The 14,762-nt window shown below is 67.2% G+C and carries 12 protein-coding genes and 4 tRNA genes; 6 read left to right on the top strand and 10 right to left on the bottom strand.

What is annotated here, in order from left to right; genetic code table 11:
* Positions 1–8 precede the first annotated feature (8 nt).
* Positions 9–653: a LysE family translocator gene (locus tag QH196_RS07965; protein WP_280415111.1), complete on the top strand. Its 645-nt coding sequence runs from the start codon at positions 9–11 to the stop codon at positions 651–653.
* Between the two features lie 97 nt (positions 654–750).
* Here QH196_RS07965 and QH196_RS07970 read toward each other — a convergent pair whose 3' ends face one another.
* Entirely contained in the window at positions 751–1,680 is a 930-nt protein-coding gene (locus QH196_RS07970; protein ID WP_280415112.1) for a sigma-70 family RNA polymerase sigma factor, read from the bottom strand.
* A gap of 93 nt (positions 1,681–1,773) precedes the next feature.
* On the opposite strand from QH196_RS07970, the gene QH196_RS07975 reads away from it, so the two are divergent.
* The gene (locus QH196_RS07975; protein ID WP_280415113.1) at positions 1,774–2,349 is read left to right on the top strand and encodes a GNAT family N-acetyltransferase; all 576 of its coding nucleotides are present in this window, start codon (positions 1,774–1,776) and stop codon (positions 2,347–2,349) included.
* A 119-nt stretch (positions 2,350–2,468) separates the two neighbouring features.
* Here QH196_RS07975 and QH196_RS07980 read toward each other — a convergent pair whose 3' ends face one another.
* From QH196_RS07980 to QH196_RS07990, 3 genes are all read right to left on the bottom strand, one after another.
* Positions 2,469–3,560, bottom strand: coding sequence for a 3-deoxy-7-phosphoheptulonate synthase (locus QH196_RS07980; protein WP_280415114.1), 1,092 nt, complete (start codon positions 3,558–3,560; stop codon positions 2,469–2,471).
* A 257-nt stretch (positions 3,561–3,817) separates the two neighbouring features.
* Positions 3,818–4,285 (bottom strand): carboxymuconolactone decarboxylase family protein, encoded by a 468-nt coding sequence (locus QH196_RS07985; protein ID WP_280415115.1) that lies wholly within the window; start codon positions 4,283–4,285, stop codon positions 3,818–3,820.
* Between the two features lie 106 nt (positions 4,286–4,391).
* Entirely contained in the window at positions 4,392–5,270 is an 879-nt protein-coding gene (locus tag QH196_RS07990; RefSeq protein WP_280415116.1) for an oxidoreductase, read from the bottom strand.
* A 596-nt stretch (positions 5,271–5,866) separates the two neighbouring features.
* Between QH196_RS07990 and QH196_RS07995 the strand changes: the two genes are divergently transcribed.
* Together QH196_RS07995 and QH196_RS08000 are read left to right on the top strand one after the other, a co-directional pair.
* Positions 5,867–8,359 (top strand): glycerol-3-phosphate 1-O-acyltransferase, encoded by a 2,493-nt coding sequence (locus QH196_RS07995; RefSeq protein WP_280415117.1) that lies wholly within the window; start codon positions 5,867–5,869, stop codon positions 8,357–8,359.
* Complete coding sequence (locus QH196_RS08000; protein ID WP_280415118.1) at positions 8,356–9,804, top strand: 1-acylglycerol-3-phosphate O-acyltransferase; 1,449 nt, start codon at positions 8,356–8,358, stop codon at positions 9,802–9,804. Before QH196_RS07995 ends, QH196_RS08000 begins: the two co-directional genes overlap by 4 nt.
* Here QH196_RS08000 and QH196_RS08005 read toward each other — a convergent pair.
* From QH196_RS08005 to QH196_RS08030, 6 genes are all read right to left on the bottom strand, one after another.
* Positions 9,801–10,520, bottom strand: coding sequence for a polyprenol monophosphomannose synthase (locus QH196_RS08005; protein WP_280415119.1), 720 nt, complete (start codon positions 10,518–10,520; stop codon positions 9,801–9,803). The genes QH196_RS08000 and QH196_RS08005 overlap by 4 nt on opposite strands.
* 159 nt (positions 10,521–10,679) lie before the next feature.
* The gene (locus tag QH196_RS08010; protein WP_033244115.1) at positions 10,680–10,862 is read right to left on the bottom strand and encodes a hypothetical protein; all 183 of its coding nucleotides are present in this window, start codon (positions 10,860–10,862) and stop codon (positions 10,680–10,682) included.
* Positions 10,863–10,935: 73 nt separating this feature from the next.
* A tRNA-Phe gene (locus QH196_RS08015) sits at positions 10,936–11,009 on the bottom strand.
* Between the two features lie 56 nt (positions 11,010–11,065).
* Positions 11,066–11,142, bottom strand: a tRNA-Asp gene (locus QH196_RS08020).
* Between the two features lie 30 nt (positions 11,143–11,172).
* A tRNA-Glu gene (locus QH196_RS08025) sits at positions 11,173–11,245 on the bottom strand.
* A gap of 95 nt (positions 11,246–11,340) precedes the next feature.
* Positions 11,341–12,003, bottom strand: coding sequence for a TetR/AcrR family transcriptional regulator (locus QH196_RS08030; protein ID WP_280415120.1), 663 nt, complete (start codon positions 12,001–12,003; stop codon positions 11,341–11,343).
* A gap of 889 nt (positions 12,004–12,892) precedes the next feature.
* Here QH196_RS08030 and QH196_RS08035 point away from each other — a divergent pair.
* Positions 12,893–12,965: transfer RNA gene (locus QH196_RS08035), tRNA-Lys, on the top strand.
* Positions 12,966–13,335: 370 nt separating this feature from the next.
* Positions 13,336–14,304: an acyl-ACP desaturase gene (locus tag QH196_RS08040; RefSeq protein WP_280415121.1), complete on the top strand. Its 969-nt coding sequence runs from the start codon at positions 13,336–13,338 to the stop codon at positions 14,302–14,304.
* The last annotated feature ends 458 nt before the right edge of the window (positions 14,305–14,762 follow it).

Genomic DNA, 14,762 nt, shown 5'->3' on the forward strand with positions numbered 1-14,762 from the left:
ATCGTGGAATGATCGAAATCTCGGCGGCGGCCGGTGTCGCGGTGGCGGCGCTCGGGTTGGTACTCACACCCGGCCCGAACATGATGTACCTGGTCTCGCGCACGATATCGCAGGGCCGCGGCGCCGGACTGATCTCCCTGGCCGGGGTGGCCGCGGGGTTCGCGGTGTATCTCACTGCGGCCGCCACCGGGATCACGGCGGTGTTCGCGCTGGTACCCGAGCTGTATACGGCGCTGAAGATCGCCGGCGCCGGTTATCTGCTCCTGCTGGCGTGGCAGACGCTGCGGCCGGGCGGGACCTCGGTGTTCGCGCCCGCCGATCTCCCCCGTGACCGGGCCGGTCGCTTGTTCACCATGGGCTTGGTGACCAATCTGCTCAACCCGAAGATCGCGGTGATGTACCTGGCGTTGATCCCGCAGTTCGTCGCTCCGTCGGCCGGGCCGGTGTGGTTGCAGAGCCTGTGCCTGGGTGGGGTGCAGATCGCGGTGGCACTGGCGGTGAACGCTCTCATCGTGTGCACCGCCGCTACGGTGAGCCGTTTCCTGGCGGGCCGGCGGCTGTGGCTGCGGGTGCAGCGACTGCTGATGGGCACCGTGCTGGGTGGTATGGCGGCGCTGCTGCTCACCGACCGGACCCGGCCGGTACCGGCCTGAGCCCGACCGCGCCGGGTCCTACGACCCGTTCCGGCGACCGCTCATCGCGAGCGCGAGAGGTTCGGGCAGCGGCTCGTCGCGGCCGGCCGGCGGGCAATCAGCGCACCCGCACACCCGTGAGTTTCGCCGGATTGGCGATATCGTAGGTCCCCTGGATGAGACCGTCCACCACGGTGAAACCCATGACTCGCGCCGGGAAGCCGGGGTGTGTCTCGTCGCCGGGGTGAGCCCGGACGAGCGCGCCCAGCTGACCGTTGACCCGGACGAATTCCACCCCTGTCGCGAGGAAATCCTTGTCCTGTCCCTCCAGCCCGTAGCGACGGATGAGACCGAAGAACAGGCGGGCCACCTTGTCCGGGCCGACGATCACATTGCGCGCGGTCGGCGTGGTGCCGCCGGAATCGCCGATCATCACCGCGTCCGGATGCAGCACGGCCGCGACTGCCTGCGCATCGCCGGTATTCAGCGCGACCAGCAGTTTCTGCACCGCCGCCTCGTGCTCCCCGTCGGCGACCGGTTGCGGTGTCTGTTCCCGGACCGCCTTACGTGCGCGCGCCGCCAGCTGCCGCACCGCCTCGGTGGAGATATCCAGGATCGTGGCGATCTCGCCGTAGGGCACCCCCAGCCCCTCGTGCAGTACGAACGCGACCCGTTGCGGCGGCGTGAGCTGGTCCAGCACCACCAGTGCCGCCAGCCGGAACTCCTGCCGCAGCACCACCGTGGCCAGCGGATCGGAATCGCCCGCTGCGGCCACCGGTGTCACCACCGGTTCCGGGAGCCATTGCCCCACATAGCTTTCCCGCCGGACCGCAGCGCTGCGCAACCGGTCCAGGCAGAGCCGGGAGACCACCGTGGTCAGCCAGGCCCGCAGATCCTCGATCTGGGATTGCGACGCCCCGGCCAGGCGTAGCCAGCTCTCCTGCACCGCGTCCTCGGCATCGGACACGCTGCCGGTCATCCGGTAGGCCACCGCCAGCAAATGCCCGCGATGCGATTCGAACTGGTCGGCGAGAAGCGCGGCTACCACCGCCCGAATTCTACGGAGAGCCGGACGTCGCGTACGCGGCGCACCCGGAAAACCTGCTGCCGCGGACACCTCCACAATGGGAACATCGGGCGGGTGGACGAACAGACACTGACCGACGGCGCGGTGTGGCTGGACCGGCCGGTCCCCGACGATATCGATGCCATCGTCGAGGCCTGTCAGGATCCGGCGATCGCCGAATGGATCACGATCCCGTGGCCCTACGGCCGTGCCGACGCCGAGGAGTTCATCGGCGCAACGGTCGCGGACGGCTGGGCGGCGCGCAGCCCGATCTGGGCCGTCCGAACAGCTGAGCGTGGCCGGTTACTCGGCACCGTGAGTCTGGGCACCCGGCCGCGCGACGAAACCGCCGCCGAAATCGGCTTCTGGCTGCACCCGGAATACCGCAGGAAAGGGATCATGTCCCGGGCGGTTACCCTGACCTGCGATTTCGGCTTCGACCCGGCAGGTATGGGCCTGATCCGTATCCACTGGCGGGCCTACGTCGGCAACCATGCCTCGGCCGCCCTCGCCCGCACACACGGATTCCGGTACGAAGGGCTCGCCCGGCTGGGCAGCGACCATCGCGGTACCCGCCGCGACCACTGGGTGGCCGCCCGGCTGAACACCGATCCGCCCGGCCCGGCCGGTGGATGGCCCGCCGGCGTCTGAACTCCCACTCCGAACGCACGGATCGCCGAGGTCGCCGTCACCGCCCTGCGGAACCCGGCCGAACCACCGCGCCCACGGGTCCCGGCGGACCCGCGGCATCGCGGCTGGTTTCCGGACTCTCAGCGCTCCCGGCGCAGGCGGACGGCTTCGGCCAGCCGGTCCAGCTGGGCGGCGGTGGTGTCCCAGTCCATGCAGGCGTCGGTGATCGACTGACCGTAGGTGAGATCGCCGGCCCGGCCGAGCGTCAGGTCCTGGCGGCCTTCGACGAGGAAGCTCTCCAGCATTACACCGACCACACTTCGTTCGCCCGCGGCGATCCGTTCGGCGATATCGGTGACCACGACCGGCTGGCGTTTGTGGTCCTTGTTGCTGTTGCCGTGGCTGGCGTCGACCACGATCCGCTGCGACAGCCCGGACTTCTCCAGCCGCGCACATGCGTCGGCCACCGAGGCGGCGTCGTAGTTGGTGCCGTTGGAGCCGCCGCGCAGGATCACGTGGCAGTCCTCGTTGCCGGCGGTCTGGATGAGCGCGGACCGGCCGTCCAGGTCGGTACCGGGGAAGACATGGCTGGCCGCGGCCGCTCGGACCCCGTCCACCGCGACCTGCACGTCACCGTCGGTGCCGTTCTTGATACCGACCGGCATGGACAGCGCGCTGCTGAGCTGCCGGTGCACCTGGCTGGCCGCGGTGCGCGCGCCGATGGCCCCGTAGGTCACCAGGTCGGAGATGTACTGCGGGGTGATGGGGTCGAGGAATTCGCAGGCCACCGGTAGGCCCATAGCGGTGATGTCGAGCAGTAACTGGCGGCCGATACCCAGCCCGGTGTTGACGTCGAAGCTGCCGTTGAGATGGGGATCGTTGATCAGGCCCTTCCAGCCGAGGGTGGTCCGCGGCTTCTCGAAGTACACCCGCATGACCAGGTGCAACCGGTCGGACAGGGTTTCCTGCAGGGCGGCGAGCCGGCGGGCGTAGTCGAGTGCGGCCGCGGGATCGTGCACCGAACAGGGGCCGACGATCACCATGAGGCGGTCGTCGGCGCCGTTCAGCACGTCGACGGTGCCGCGGCGCCCGGTGCGCACCGTGGCGGCGTGTTCATCGGTGATGGCGTGGACGCGGCGCACTTCCGCGGGGGAACGCAGCGGGCTCACGCTGAGGGTTCGCTGGTCGTCCAGATCGCTGTGGTCGGCATCGATATCGACTGCGATGGTCATCGTGGGTGGTGTCCTTCTCGTTCAGGCCGACCCACGGAAAAGAAAATCCCCGTCGAGCCGGTCGTCATCCGGCTCGGGGTGTACTGGTCAGCGCGCGTGGTTGCCGCAGACCGACCCGCCCCGGGCCGGCTTGCTAAACCAGAAATACACGCGCTGCACGATTTGCCAGGCTACCAGGCGGCGGAACGCGCAGGTGGGCCCGGGGCGGAATCGAGTGAAATAAAGTGACGCTCAACACTATTCCGCCCCGGCCCCGTTCAGAACTGTCCCGGTTCGTAACTCCCGGCCGGCGTGTGGGCGATAGCGTTGATCCGGTTCCAGGCATTGATCGTGGCAATGGCGGCGATCAGCCCGCCGATCTGCTGGTCGTCGTAGTGTTTGCGCACCCGCTGCCAGGTGTCCTCGCCGATCCCGCCGCCGTCGGCCAGCCGGGTGGCCGACTCGGCGAGTTCGAGGGCGGCCCGTTCGGGCTCGGTGAACACTGTCGCTTCCCGCCAGGCGGCGACCAGGTTGATCCGGACCTGGGATTCACCGGCGTGGGCGGCGTCCTTGGTGTGCATATCCACACAGAAGGAGCAGCCGTTGATCTGGCTCGCCCGGATCTTCACCAGCTCGTAGACCTCCTTGGGCAGGCCGGAATCGTCCACCACCTTTCCGGCGGTGACCAGGCGCTTGGTGTAGCTCGCGGTGACTTTGTTGGCGAAGAGATCGATACGGGGTTCCATCTCGAGTTCCTTTCGTGGTGCGGTCTCGTGGTGTCGACGACGCACGCGCTCCAGGTGTGACATCCCGCGGTGATTTTCTTTTCCCGCCGTCCCGCGGCGGGCCGCCTCAGCCGGTGAAGTCGAACTTCACCCCGGTCAGCCGTTCGGAGAGGTCCCAGAGGGAACGGGCGGCGAGTTCGTCCTTGGCGCGCTGGGAACAGCCGGAGGGCCCCGGGTATCCACGCGTCCCACCCAGTCCGGTGGGCCCGTAGTAGCCACCGGGTTCGACCGGCGCGGTGGCGGCGAAAAGTTCCGGTAGGGCGCCCATTTCGGCGCTCTGGGCAGCAAGTTTGTTACCGATCGCCATAACCTTGTCCAGGATGGATTCGGTATGCGATTGCAAGCCGGTGGCCGCGTAACCCGGATGCGCCGCGACGGCCAGTTTCGCCGAACCGGCCGCGGTGAGCCGGCGCTGCAATTCGAAGGTGAACAGCAGATTCGCCAGTTTGGATTGACCGTAGGCGGGCCAGCGCTTGTAGGGACGGCGCTCCCAGTTGAGGTCTTCGATATCGATCGCACCGATGGTATGGGCCCCGCTGGAGACCGTGACGACCCGTTCGCTGATCTTGCCGAGTAGCAGGCCGGTCAGCGCGAAGTGGCCGAGATGGTTGGTCCCGATCTGCATTTCGAATCCGTCCGCGGTGCGGCGCAGCGGTACCGCCATCACCCCCGCGTTGTTGATCAGGACATGCGCACCGTCGACCCCCGCCGCGAATTCGCGGATCGAGGAGAGATCGGCCAGGTCCAGTCGCCGGACCTGCGCGCGATCCCCGATCTCGGCTGCGACGGCCTGCCCCTTGTCCACGTCCCGGCAGGCCAGGATCACCTGCGCCCCGGCGCCGGCCAGAGCACGCGCGGCGACCGCGCCCAGGCCGCTGTTCGCGCCGGTCACGATCACGGTCCGGTCCTGCTGATCGGGGATATCCCCGACGCCCCAACCACTCATGGGGCGAGTCTAATCCGCATGGCAGCCATGTACCGGGCGTGTGGCCCAGGGATAGGCCGGACGCGGCGAACACCGCGTGGACCGGCCCGAGAGTGACCCACCCCCTTCCCAAAATAGATAGGGTTGCCTAACCTATTGAGGGACCAGAACGCGCCGCACACAACTTCGAGTCCCTGTCCCCGATGAGGCCTATCGCAACCTTTTCCGCTGCCACCGGCACCGGGTATGCCGGTGATCCTCCTTCACCGGGGCCCTCGGACCGCCGATGAACAGGTCGGCTCAATCCTGCTGATGATCGTCGCCCGGTATCGCACGCCGGCATCCGGCAACCCCGGATACCCGAGGCCGTTATCTGCCCCGCACGCGGAACGTACGCCTGTCCGATTCCCACGACGGGCAACTGTGGCGGGCAGAGCCTTGCGACAGCTGCGGCAAACCCGCCCCGCGCGGCGCGCGAGCCGTCCATAGTGGTCGCATGGAGTAATTTCGAGTTCCACTGCCGCCGGCGACCGGCTCCCGGCGAACGAGCCGCGCACCGACCGCCTCGGACAGCACAGCCGCGAGCCCCTCCGATCGGACGCAGAGGATCCCACATCATGATCGAGAACCCCGGCGGCACACCGTCGCCGGCCGACGATCCGCCGGAATCGGTGGTCGCGCTGGTGGATTCGGCCTCGGGCACCGAACGCGAGCTGGTCGGCCGATGGATCGCCGAAGGCGGCCTGGCCGCCGAACTCGGCGTCGGAGCCCCCGTCACCCAGCTCGATCTCGATGCCGCCGCCGTGGCCGGCCGGCTCACCGGCCGCACCGACGATCCACTGGTGGTTCCCGTGCGGGTGCTGTGGCTACCACCCGAACGCGACGGCGTCCGCCGGGTCACCTTCGGCGATCTCGCCCTGCTCACCAACCCCCGCCGCCCCAACCGGCTCGCGCAACGCCGGCTGGTCGGCCGGGCCCCGGACCGGCATCTGGTGCTGACCGGGGCTCCCGCCCGGCTCACGCAGTTACGCGCGAACCACCCGGAAGCGGCGGCGCTGCACCACACCGGCAGCGTCGAACCCTTCGCGCGCGCGGTGGTGCGGGCCGCGGTGGTCGCGCTGGAACGCGCGGAACGTACCGTGATCGGCGACCGCTACAAGGTGCCGCGGCTGGTGGCCGAGGAGATCATGGACTCGCCGGATTTCCTGCGGCGACTGGAACGTATCGCCGACGAGACCGGCACCGATCCACAGGAGGTGGCGCGGCGCGCCGAGAAAGCCCTGAACGAACTGGTCGCCGCGCAGAGCCGCACCGTTTCCGACCTGTTCACACAGGCCATGCGCCCGGTGCACGCGTCGACCTGGAAGGTGGACTGCGACGAGTCGGGTCTGGCCGCGCTACGCGATCTCAACCGGCGGTATCCGCTGGTGTTCCTGCCGTCGCACCGGTCGTATGTGGACGCCTTCGTCCTGGGCGATGTACTGGCGCGCAATGATTTCCCGCCCAACCATGTCGTCGGCGGGGCGAATCTGCGGTTCTGGCCGATGGGCCCGATCGCACGGCGGACCGGCACCATCTTCATCCGGCGCAGTTTCGCCGGCGATACCGTCTATCAGGCGGTCGTCGAGGAATACTTCGGGTATCTGCTCGCCCGCCGCTTCAACCTGGAGTGGTATTTCGAGGGCGGCCGCACCCGCACCGGGAAACTCCGCCCACCACGCTACGGCCTGCTGAACTATCTGGCCGCGGCCGTGCGCCGCGACCGGGTCGCCGACGCGCTGCTGGTGCCGGTATCGATCACCTACGAGCGGCTCAACGAACTCGGCGCCATCGCCGACGAACAGGTCGGCGGCCGGAAGAAGCCCGAGGGTATCGCCTGGCTCGCCCGCTATGTGCGCAACCAGCAGCATTCGGCAGGCCATGTGTATGTCCGCTTCGGCGACCCGATCTCGGCACGCGACCGGCTGGCCACACACGGCGATCCGCTCACCGAACCTCCGGTCACGATCCCGCTGCACCGAACCGATACCGGCGGGCGACCGGTGCGCGCCGAACCGGACCCCCTCGGCGAACAGCTCGGCGAACGAGAACGCGCCGCGGTGCAGCGACTCGCCTTCGATGTGGCTGTCGGGATCAACACGGTCACGCCGATCACCGCCAACGCGCTGGTCACCCTGGCCCTGCTGGGCGTGCACGACCGCGCGCTGACGCTGACCGAGGTCTGCGAAGTCCTCAATCCGGTCATGGACTACATCGGCAAACGCGGCCTGCCCCGCGGTGAGGTCGCGAAACTGCGGGACGAAAAGAGCCTCGTCGTCGTGCTGGAGCAGCTGTCACTGGCCAAGGTGGTCACGATCTATCGCGGCGGGGTCGAACCGGTGTATGCGATCGAGCCGGGCGCTCATCTCGAGGCCGCGTTCTACCGCAACAGCGCGGTCCACTGGTTCGTCGACCGGGCGATTCTGGAACTGGCGATCCTGGCCGCGGTCGAGGCGGCCCCCGACGATCCGGTGGCCGGCGCCGTCGGACCGGACGCCGATGCCCTGGATATCGGCTGGGCGGAGGCGTATCGGCTGCGCGATCTGCTGAAGTTCGAATTCTTCTTCCCCGACCGGGCGGAATTCGCCGAGCGGATCACCGCGGAAATGCTGCTGGTGGACCCGGCCTGGCGGACGCGTCCCCGCAACACCCTCGGCAGTGAAATCCTGGCGGCGCTCACCGGAAGCGGTTTCATGATGGCCCACCGCGTACTGCGTTCCTTTTTCGATGCGCAATTGGTGGTGGCCGAGCGGCTGGCCGATCGCGACCCGACGGCCGAAATCGACCAGAAGGAGTTCATCGCCGAATGCGTATCGGTCGGTAAACAGATGCTGCTGCAGAAACGCCTGCACAGTACGGAATCGGTATCCACCGAGCTTTTCGGGAGTGCACTGAAATTGGCCGCGAACCACGGACTCGTCGAGGCCGCCGAACCGGATTCGGAGAAATCCGCGACGGCGTTGGCGGAGGCCCGGCGCGATTTCGCCGGCGGGCTGCGCACAATCGGTATCCGCATATCGCAGGCCGCCGCGCTCGACCCGTCCAACCGCACCGAAGGGCGGACCCGATGAGCAGGGTCACCACCACGGGAACCGGTGGCGCGCAGGCGCTCGACGCGGTGGTCGCGGCGATCCGGTCGGGTCCGCAAGGCGCGGATATCGGCGCCGTTTTCGACCTGTCGGCGGTCGCGGATCTACGTACCATGGCGGGCCGCCGGTTCCGCGACCCCGATTCCGCGACGGCCGGTCTGCTGTTCGAGCAGTTACGCCAGAGCGGCGGTAGTACGGGCCCCGGCCTGCTCGAACGTCTCGCCGGCCACGCCGCCGGAAGAACACCCGGCGAACTGGCCGCGCAGAGCGAGCGGATATTCAAACGCGGCTGGTACGACCGGGTGTATCCGGAGGCCTGGCGGCTGGTGCGGGAACATCTCGCGGCCCGGCACACCGTGGTGCTGACCGGCACGGTCACCGAGTACCAGCTGCAGCCCGTGGCCGCCGCACTCGAGATCGGTCATACACTCGGTGCCCGGCTCCGGGTGGCCGGGGGCCTGTTCACCGGAGGGTTCGACGGCCCTCTGCCCTACGGCCCGGACAAGGCCGCAACGGTGGCCGATTTCGCCGCAGCCCACGGCATCGACCTGCGGCGTTCCTACGCCTACACCGGTAGCGCCACCGATCTCCCGGTGCTGTCGAGTGTGGGAACCCCGGTCCCGATCGCACCGGACAGCGCCCTTGCGTCCGCCGCGGCCGAACACGGCTGGACCGGGCCGGTCGTCGCCGCCCGGACTTCCCCCACCACTGCGGACCGGCTGCGCACCGGCCTCGGCTTCGCCGCCCTGCTCGGCGGTGCGTTGTTCGGAGTGCTGAGCAAGGCCTACACCCGCGACCGCCGCACCATGGCCGACGCACTGATGCGCTACGGCGCCGGCTGGCCGTTACGGCTGTGCGGTATCAGGCTGCGGGTCACCGGCGCGGAATACGCCCGGAATCCCCGCCCGGCGGTGTTCCTGTTCAACCACCAGAGCCAGTTCGATGTCCTCATCGTTCCGGCGGTGCTCGGTGCGGGTGTGACGGGGGTCGGGAAGAAAGAGCTCATCCGGCATCCGGTTTTCGGTCCGCTCATGCGGTTCGTCGGGGTGACGTTCATCGATCGCTCGAACACCGACCGTGCCAAGGCCTCGCTGGCGCCGGTCGTACATACCCTGCGCGACGGGCTGTCGATAGCGATCGCCCCGGAAGGCACCCGCTCCTATACCTCGCAACCGGGCAAATTCAAGAAAGGCGCGTTCCATATCGCCGCGCAGGCGGGCGTACCGGTGATCCCGGTGGTGATCCGTAATGCCGCCGATATCGGCCGGCGCGATTCCATGATCGCCCGTCCCGGCATCGTCGATATCGCGATTCTGCCGCCGATCGACAGCACCGGCTGGGATCCCGCGGATCTGGGTCAGGAGGTGGCCGCGGTCCGGCAGCGCTATCTCGACACCCTCCGCGACTGGCCTACCGCCACCGGTTAGAGCGACCGGCCCAGCAGCAGTTTCCAGGGCATGAGCGCGGATTCCAGCTGGACCGACAGGCTCATCTTGGACGCGCCCAGCGTCCGCTCCTCGAAGCGGATCGGCACCTCCGCGATACCGGCGCCGTGCTTCTTGGTCCGGTAGTTCATCTCCACCTGGAACGAATAGCCGTTGCTGCGGATGGACTCGATATCGATCGCCCGCAGCGTATCGGCCTGCCAGGCCTTGAAACCGGCGGTGGCATCCTTGATACCGAGCCGCAGGATGGCGTTGACGTAGAAGTTCGCCCAGGCCGAGAGCGCCTTGCGGTACCACTTCCATTCCGCGGCGGTCGAGCCGCCGGGCACGTAGCGCGAACCCAGAACCACCCCGATACCGGGCCGGTTCAGCTGTTCCAGCATGGCCGGGATCACCTCGGCGGGATGGGAGAGATCCGCGTCCATCTGGATCACCACATCGGCGCCTTCGTCGAGTGCCCGGGTGATGCCCGCGATATAGGCGCGCCCGAGGCCGTCCTTCTCGGTGCGGTGCAGCACGGAGACCACATTCGGCAGGTCCACGGCCAGTTTGTCCGCCACCTCGCCGGTACCGTCCGGGGAGTTGTCGTCGACTACCAGTACGTGCAGGTCGGGCACGGGTAGCGCGGTCAGCCGTTCCACCGCAACCGGCAGATTGTCCCGCTCGTTGTAGGTCGGCACAACAACGGTAACCCTCAAGGGTCGCCCTCCCTGGTCTCGCCCGTCAGCCGAACCATGAGCCGCGAGCGTCGCTACGTATTACCCGTGAACGGTAGCCCAACCGCGGACACGCAGCTGCAGCGCACCGGTCATACCGGCCGCTTCCCGGGGTGGACCGGCCGATCGGGCTCCCGCACGTCACTGCCCGTCGCGCCACTCCCGATCCGCCGCGTCCTGTGCGGCGTTGCGCTGCCGCACGATATCGAGCGCGCGCTCGGCGGTGGCGCGATCCGGATACGGACCCATCCGGTCGCGGAACCAGCACTGACGTCCGCGCTCGGCCCGCTGATGCTTCAAGCAGTAGTACCACCGTTCGGCCATGACCCCAGCATTCCATCCATCCGGGGCCAGGACGAACAAAACCCCCGGACCGTTGCGGTCAGGGGGTGGATTGTGGCCAGGGCCGGGATCGAACCGGCGACCTTTCGCTTTTCAGGCGAACGCTCGTACCAACTGAGCTACCTGGCCGCAGGCACCCGGAACGAATGCCATCCGATGGATGGCGGATTGCTCCGGACATCCACTGGCGACCCTGACGGGACTCGAACCCGCGACCTCCGCCGTGACAGGGCGGCGCGCTAACCAACTGCGCCACAGGGCCTTGCTCTGTGCAACCTACTTTCGTAAGTCGTACCCCCTACGGGATTCGAACCCGCGCTACCGCCTTGAAAGGGCGGCGTCCTAGGCCGCTAGACGAAGGGGGCTCGTCCCGGATCTCTCCGGACCGGCTTTTCAACGGCTGTCCGTTGGGAGCTCGCATAGCTTATGTCAGGGTGCACGCAATTCCCAAATCGGCTGGTCACGCGGGGGAAGTGAGCTCCTCCAGCTGTGCCTGCGCCCGCCAGCCGTGTGCGCGGAACTTCGCGGCCCATTCCGTCGTGCAGCTCGCCTGCACCACCACTTCCAGCACCTCCCGGAAGCGGGTACGCAGATCCGGGCCGCCGCGGTGGGCGTCGACGATATAGCGCTGGCCGATCAGCGCGCCGGCGAGTGTGCGCGTGAAACGGTCGAGATCGGTGTCCGGTCGCAGCTGCCCCTGATCGACGGCTCCCACGGCCAGGCTCCGGATGGTCGAGTAGAGCATCCGGCAACCGCCGCCGTCCTGCTGCCCGAAACCCGGATCGATGACCAGACGGAATTCGGCCTGCACGATGATGTCGTGTTCGAGGCGCAGGGCTACCTCGTCGAAGATGCCGTGCAAAATATCGAGCGGGCCCAGTTCCGCCCGAAGGAGCCAGCGATCGATAGTGCGGCCGTATCGCTCTACGGCCGATTCGAGTACAGCCCGCGCCAGATCCTCTTTCGAGTCGAAATGGAAGTACATGGCGCCCTTGGTCGCTCGCGATCCTTCCAAAATACGGTTGAGCGAAGCCGCGGCATAGCCGCTCTTCCCGAACTCAACGGCGGCGGACCGGATAATTGCCGCCCTTGTCCGACGGGCCCGCTCTTGCTGCCGTGCCATGCTCGAAACGCCTCCGAAGCCTTGTGCATCCGCCGGAATTTCCACCTGCGGAATGCCCGCGACCGATCAGCTGCTTTCGACGAGCGGGCCGACGTCGCGAACGTATCCTGTTGTATCCGACCTTGGGTCGGTTTTATGACCTGTATAGAACTTTCGGTACGGAACCCAGCCCAATGGAGAAACACACCGGCTGGTATAATTCGAACGCCCGGGTGCGCCGCAGGGGGTGCGCATCCGGGCAACTCCGTTGCGCTCTGCCTCGTCCCCGATCCGCCTCCCGCAGCGTCGACCCAAGTGACACCCCGAATTCGCTGAATCGTCACGGTACTCGGAATCGGGTACCGACACGCGGTAAACCGATAGAGCCGTCTACGATTTCGCGAACGGGATTTTGCGAACGCAACATGGTTCGCGGAGTCGCGAACGGTCGAACGAATCGAACCGGGCAACACCGAATGTTCACCCGCCGGGGCGGGTTTCGGACCGGAGTTCAGCCGGCCACTCCCATACCTCGGTGCATACCGCCTCGCCCCGGGGCGATCGCGAACCGCCGACACTCCGGGAAACTCGTCCCCGGACCCCACTTTTGCGAGAATTCTGCCTTTACCGATCCAAAGGCATTGGTATCCAACATATTTGGATCGTATCGTGCTACCCGTTGTATCAACAATGCCAGAGGTACCGTGTTTCGATACCCAGTGGTATGGTTTCGGGTCACCGAACGCCTCGAAACCGGTAGGACAGCCGTACTACCTCGCCCTACGCCTCACCCACAGGTACCGGCAGGCGATGCCGGCACACCCCGGGTGGCCCCGGCGAGTGACACAAAGCACCAGCGTAACCACCCGATTACGTCCTCGCACCGTCTTCCCAGTACACTATCGCCCGCGCCCCTATAGCTCAGTTGGTAGAGCTACGGACTTTTAATCCGCAGGTCCCAGGTTCGAGCCCTGGTGGGGGCACCGCGCGGGCTCCCGGTCGATCACCGGGAGCCCGTTTTCGTTCCCGGACGCCGGCCGCCCCACTGTGACTTCCACCAGGTTCTCGGCCCGGGCTATGTGACCGAAATCGGCCGTCGGCCGCCGCAACCCCAGATGTGCCGTTTCCCACGCCCGCTAACGCAAATGGGAAGCCCCTCGATATGCCCATAACCGCGCTTCGGGTCATACACTCGCTGTGACAACCCGATGGCAGATGCCGTACACCACCGTGCACTCTGTGTCCCCCGGATGCGTTTCGCATCACACCTACGGTGCCGTAAGGTATGGCCGCATCGGCAACGGTCTACATCAGGTGACCCGCACCAACGCAACATATGAAGGGCTTGATCACATGGCAAGGGATCTGACTCAACTCGAGCTGCTCTCCGAGTTGGAGCCGGTTGCCGAGCAGAACGTCAACCGGCACCTCTCCTTGGCTAAAGAGTGGCATCCGCACGACTACGTCCCGTGGGACGAGGGACGCAACTTCGCCGCGCTCGGCGGTGTGGACTGGGACCCCGAACAATCCAAGCTCAGCGAGGTCGCGAAGGCGGCCATGATCACCAACCTCCTCACCGAGGACAACCTGCCTTCCTACCACCGGGAAATCGCCGAGAATTTCTCCCAGGACGGCGCGTGGGGGACCTGGGTCGGACGCTGGACCGCCGAGGAGAACCGCCACGGCATCGCCATGCGCGACTACCTGGTGGTTACCCGCGGGGTGGACCCGGTGGCACTGGAACAGGCCCGGATGGTCCATATGACCAACGGCTTCGCCTCCCCCGCCGAGGCCGACGCCGGATTCCTGCACTCGGTCGCCTACGTGACCTTCCAGGAACTGGCCACCCGCGTCTCCCACCGCAACACCGGCAAGGTCTGCGACGACGCGATCGCCGACCGGATGCTGCAGCGCATCGCGGCCGACGAGAACCTGCATATGATCTTCTACCGCAATATGTGCGGAGCGGCCCTGGACCTCTGCCCGGACCAGGCACTGGACGCAATCACCCTGATCCTGGAGAACTTCCAGATGCCGGGCGCGGGGATGCCCAATTTCCGGCGCAACGGTGTCCTGATGGCCAAGCACGGAATCTACGATCTGCGCCAGCACCTCGAAGAGGTCGTTCAGCCGGTCCTCAAAAAATGGGATATCTTCGGCCGTACCGATTTCACCGCCCGCGGTGAGGAAACCCGGGAGCGGCTGGGCCTTTTCCTGGAAAAGCTGTCCAAGGACGTCGACAAATTCGAAGAGCAGCGCGACCGTATGCTCGCCCGCGAGGCCGCCAAGCGGGAGAAGGCTCTCGCCGCCGCCACCAGCTGACAAAGCAACACGGCCCGATCCACGACCGAGACCGCCGGAACCATTCCCGGCGGTCTCGTCATGTTTCCCTATACCCGCCCGCTCGGACTGCACCTGTTCCAGACGCGACCAGCAGCGGTGCCGAGTCTTACGAGGCCCTGAGAGGTTTCGGCCCGTGGCCGGGGTTGGCCCGCCGGGGGGGTGGCCCCGGCCACAAACAAATCAACCTCGCGTTTTTTTATCCCGCCCCCTCGGCCCCCCCGGGTTTCGGCCCCTGAGGTCCCTGCTGTCCGCACTCGACACTCGCGCCTGCGGCGCATCGCATCGAGTGCGGACAGCAGGGACGGGCCGAAACCTCTCAGGGCCTCGTAAGACTCGGCACCGCTGCTGGTCGCGTCTGGAACAGGTGCAGTCCGAGCGGGCGGGTATAGGGAAACATGACGAGACCGCCGGGAATGGTTCCGGCGGTCTCGGTCGTG

The organism is Nocardia carnea (assembly GCF_029868325.1).
Lineage (GTDB): Bacteria > Actinomycetota > Actinomycetes > Mycobacteriales > Mycobacteriaceae > Nocardia > Nocardia carnea_C.

Bases quoted from the DNA above. Each gene is read 5' to 3' on its own strand.
- QH196_RS07965 (WP_280415111.1), top strand. From the start codon at position 9: ATGATCGAAATCTCGGCGGCGGCCGGTGTCGCGGTGGCGGCGCTCGGG.
- QH196_RS07980 (WP_280415114.1), bottom strand. From the start codon at position 3,560: ATGACCATCGCAGTCGATATCGATGCCGACCACAGCGATCTGGACGAC.
- QH196_RS07985 (WP_280415115.1), bottom strand. From the start codon at position 4,285: ATGGAACCCCGTATCGATCTCTTCGCCAACAAAGTCACCGCGAGCTAC.
- QH196_RS07990 (WP_280415116.1), bottom strand. From the start codon at position 5,270: ATGAGTGGTTGGGGCGTCGGGGATATCCCCGATCAGCAGGACCGGACC.
- QH196_RS07995 (WP_280415117.1), top strand. From the start codon at position 5,867: ATGATCGAGAACCCCGGCGGCACACCGTCGCCGGCCGACGATCCGCCG.
- QH196_RS08000 (WP_280415118.1), top strand. From the start codon at position 8,356: ATGAGCAGGGTCACCACCACGGGAACCGGTGGCGCGCAGGCGCTCGAC.
- QH196_RS08010 (WP_033244115.1), bottom strand. From the start codon at position 10,862: ATGGCCGAACGGTGGTACTACTGCTTGAAGCATCAGCGGGCCGAGCGC.
- QH196_RS08030 (WP_280415120.1), bottom strand. From the start codon at position 12,003: ATGGCACGGCAGCAAGAGCGGGCCCGTCGGACAAGGGCGGCAATTATC.
- QH196_RS08040 (WP_280415121.1), top strand. From the start codon at position 13,336: ATGGCAAGGGATCTGACTCAACTCGAGCTGCTCTCCGAGTTGGAGCCG.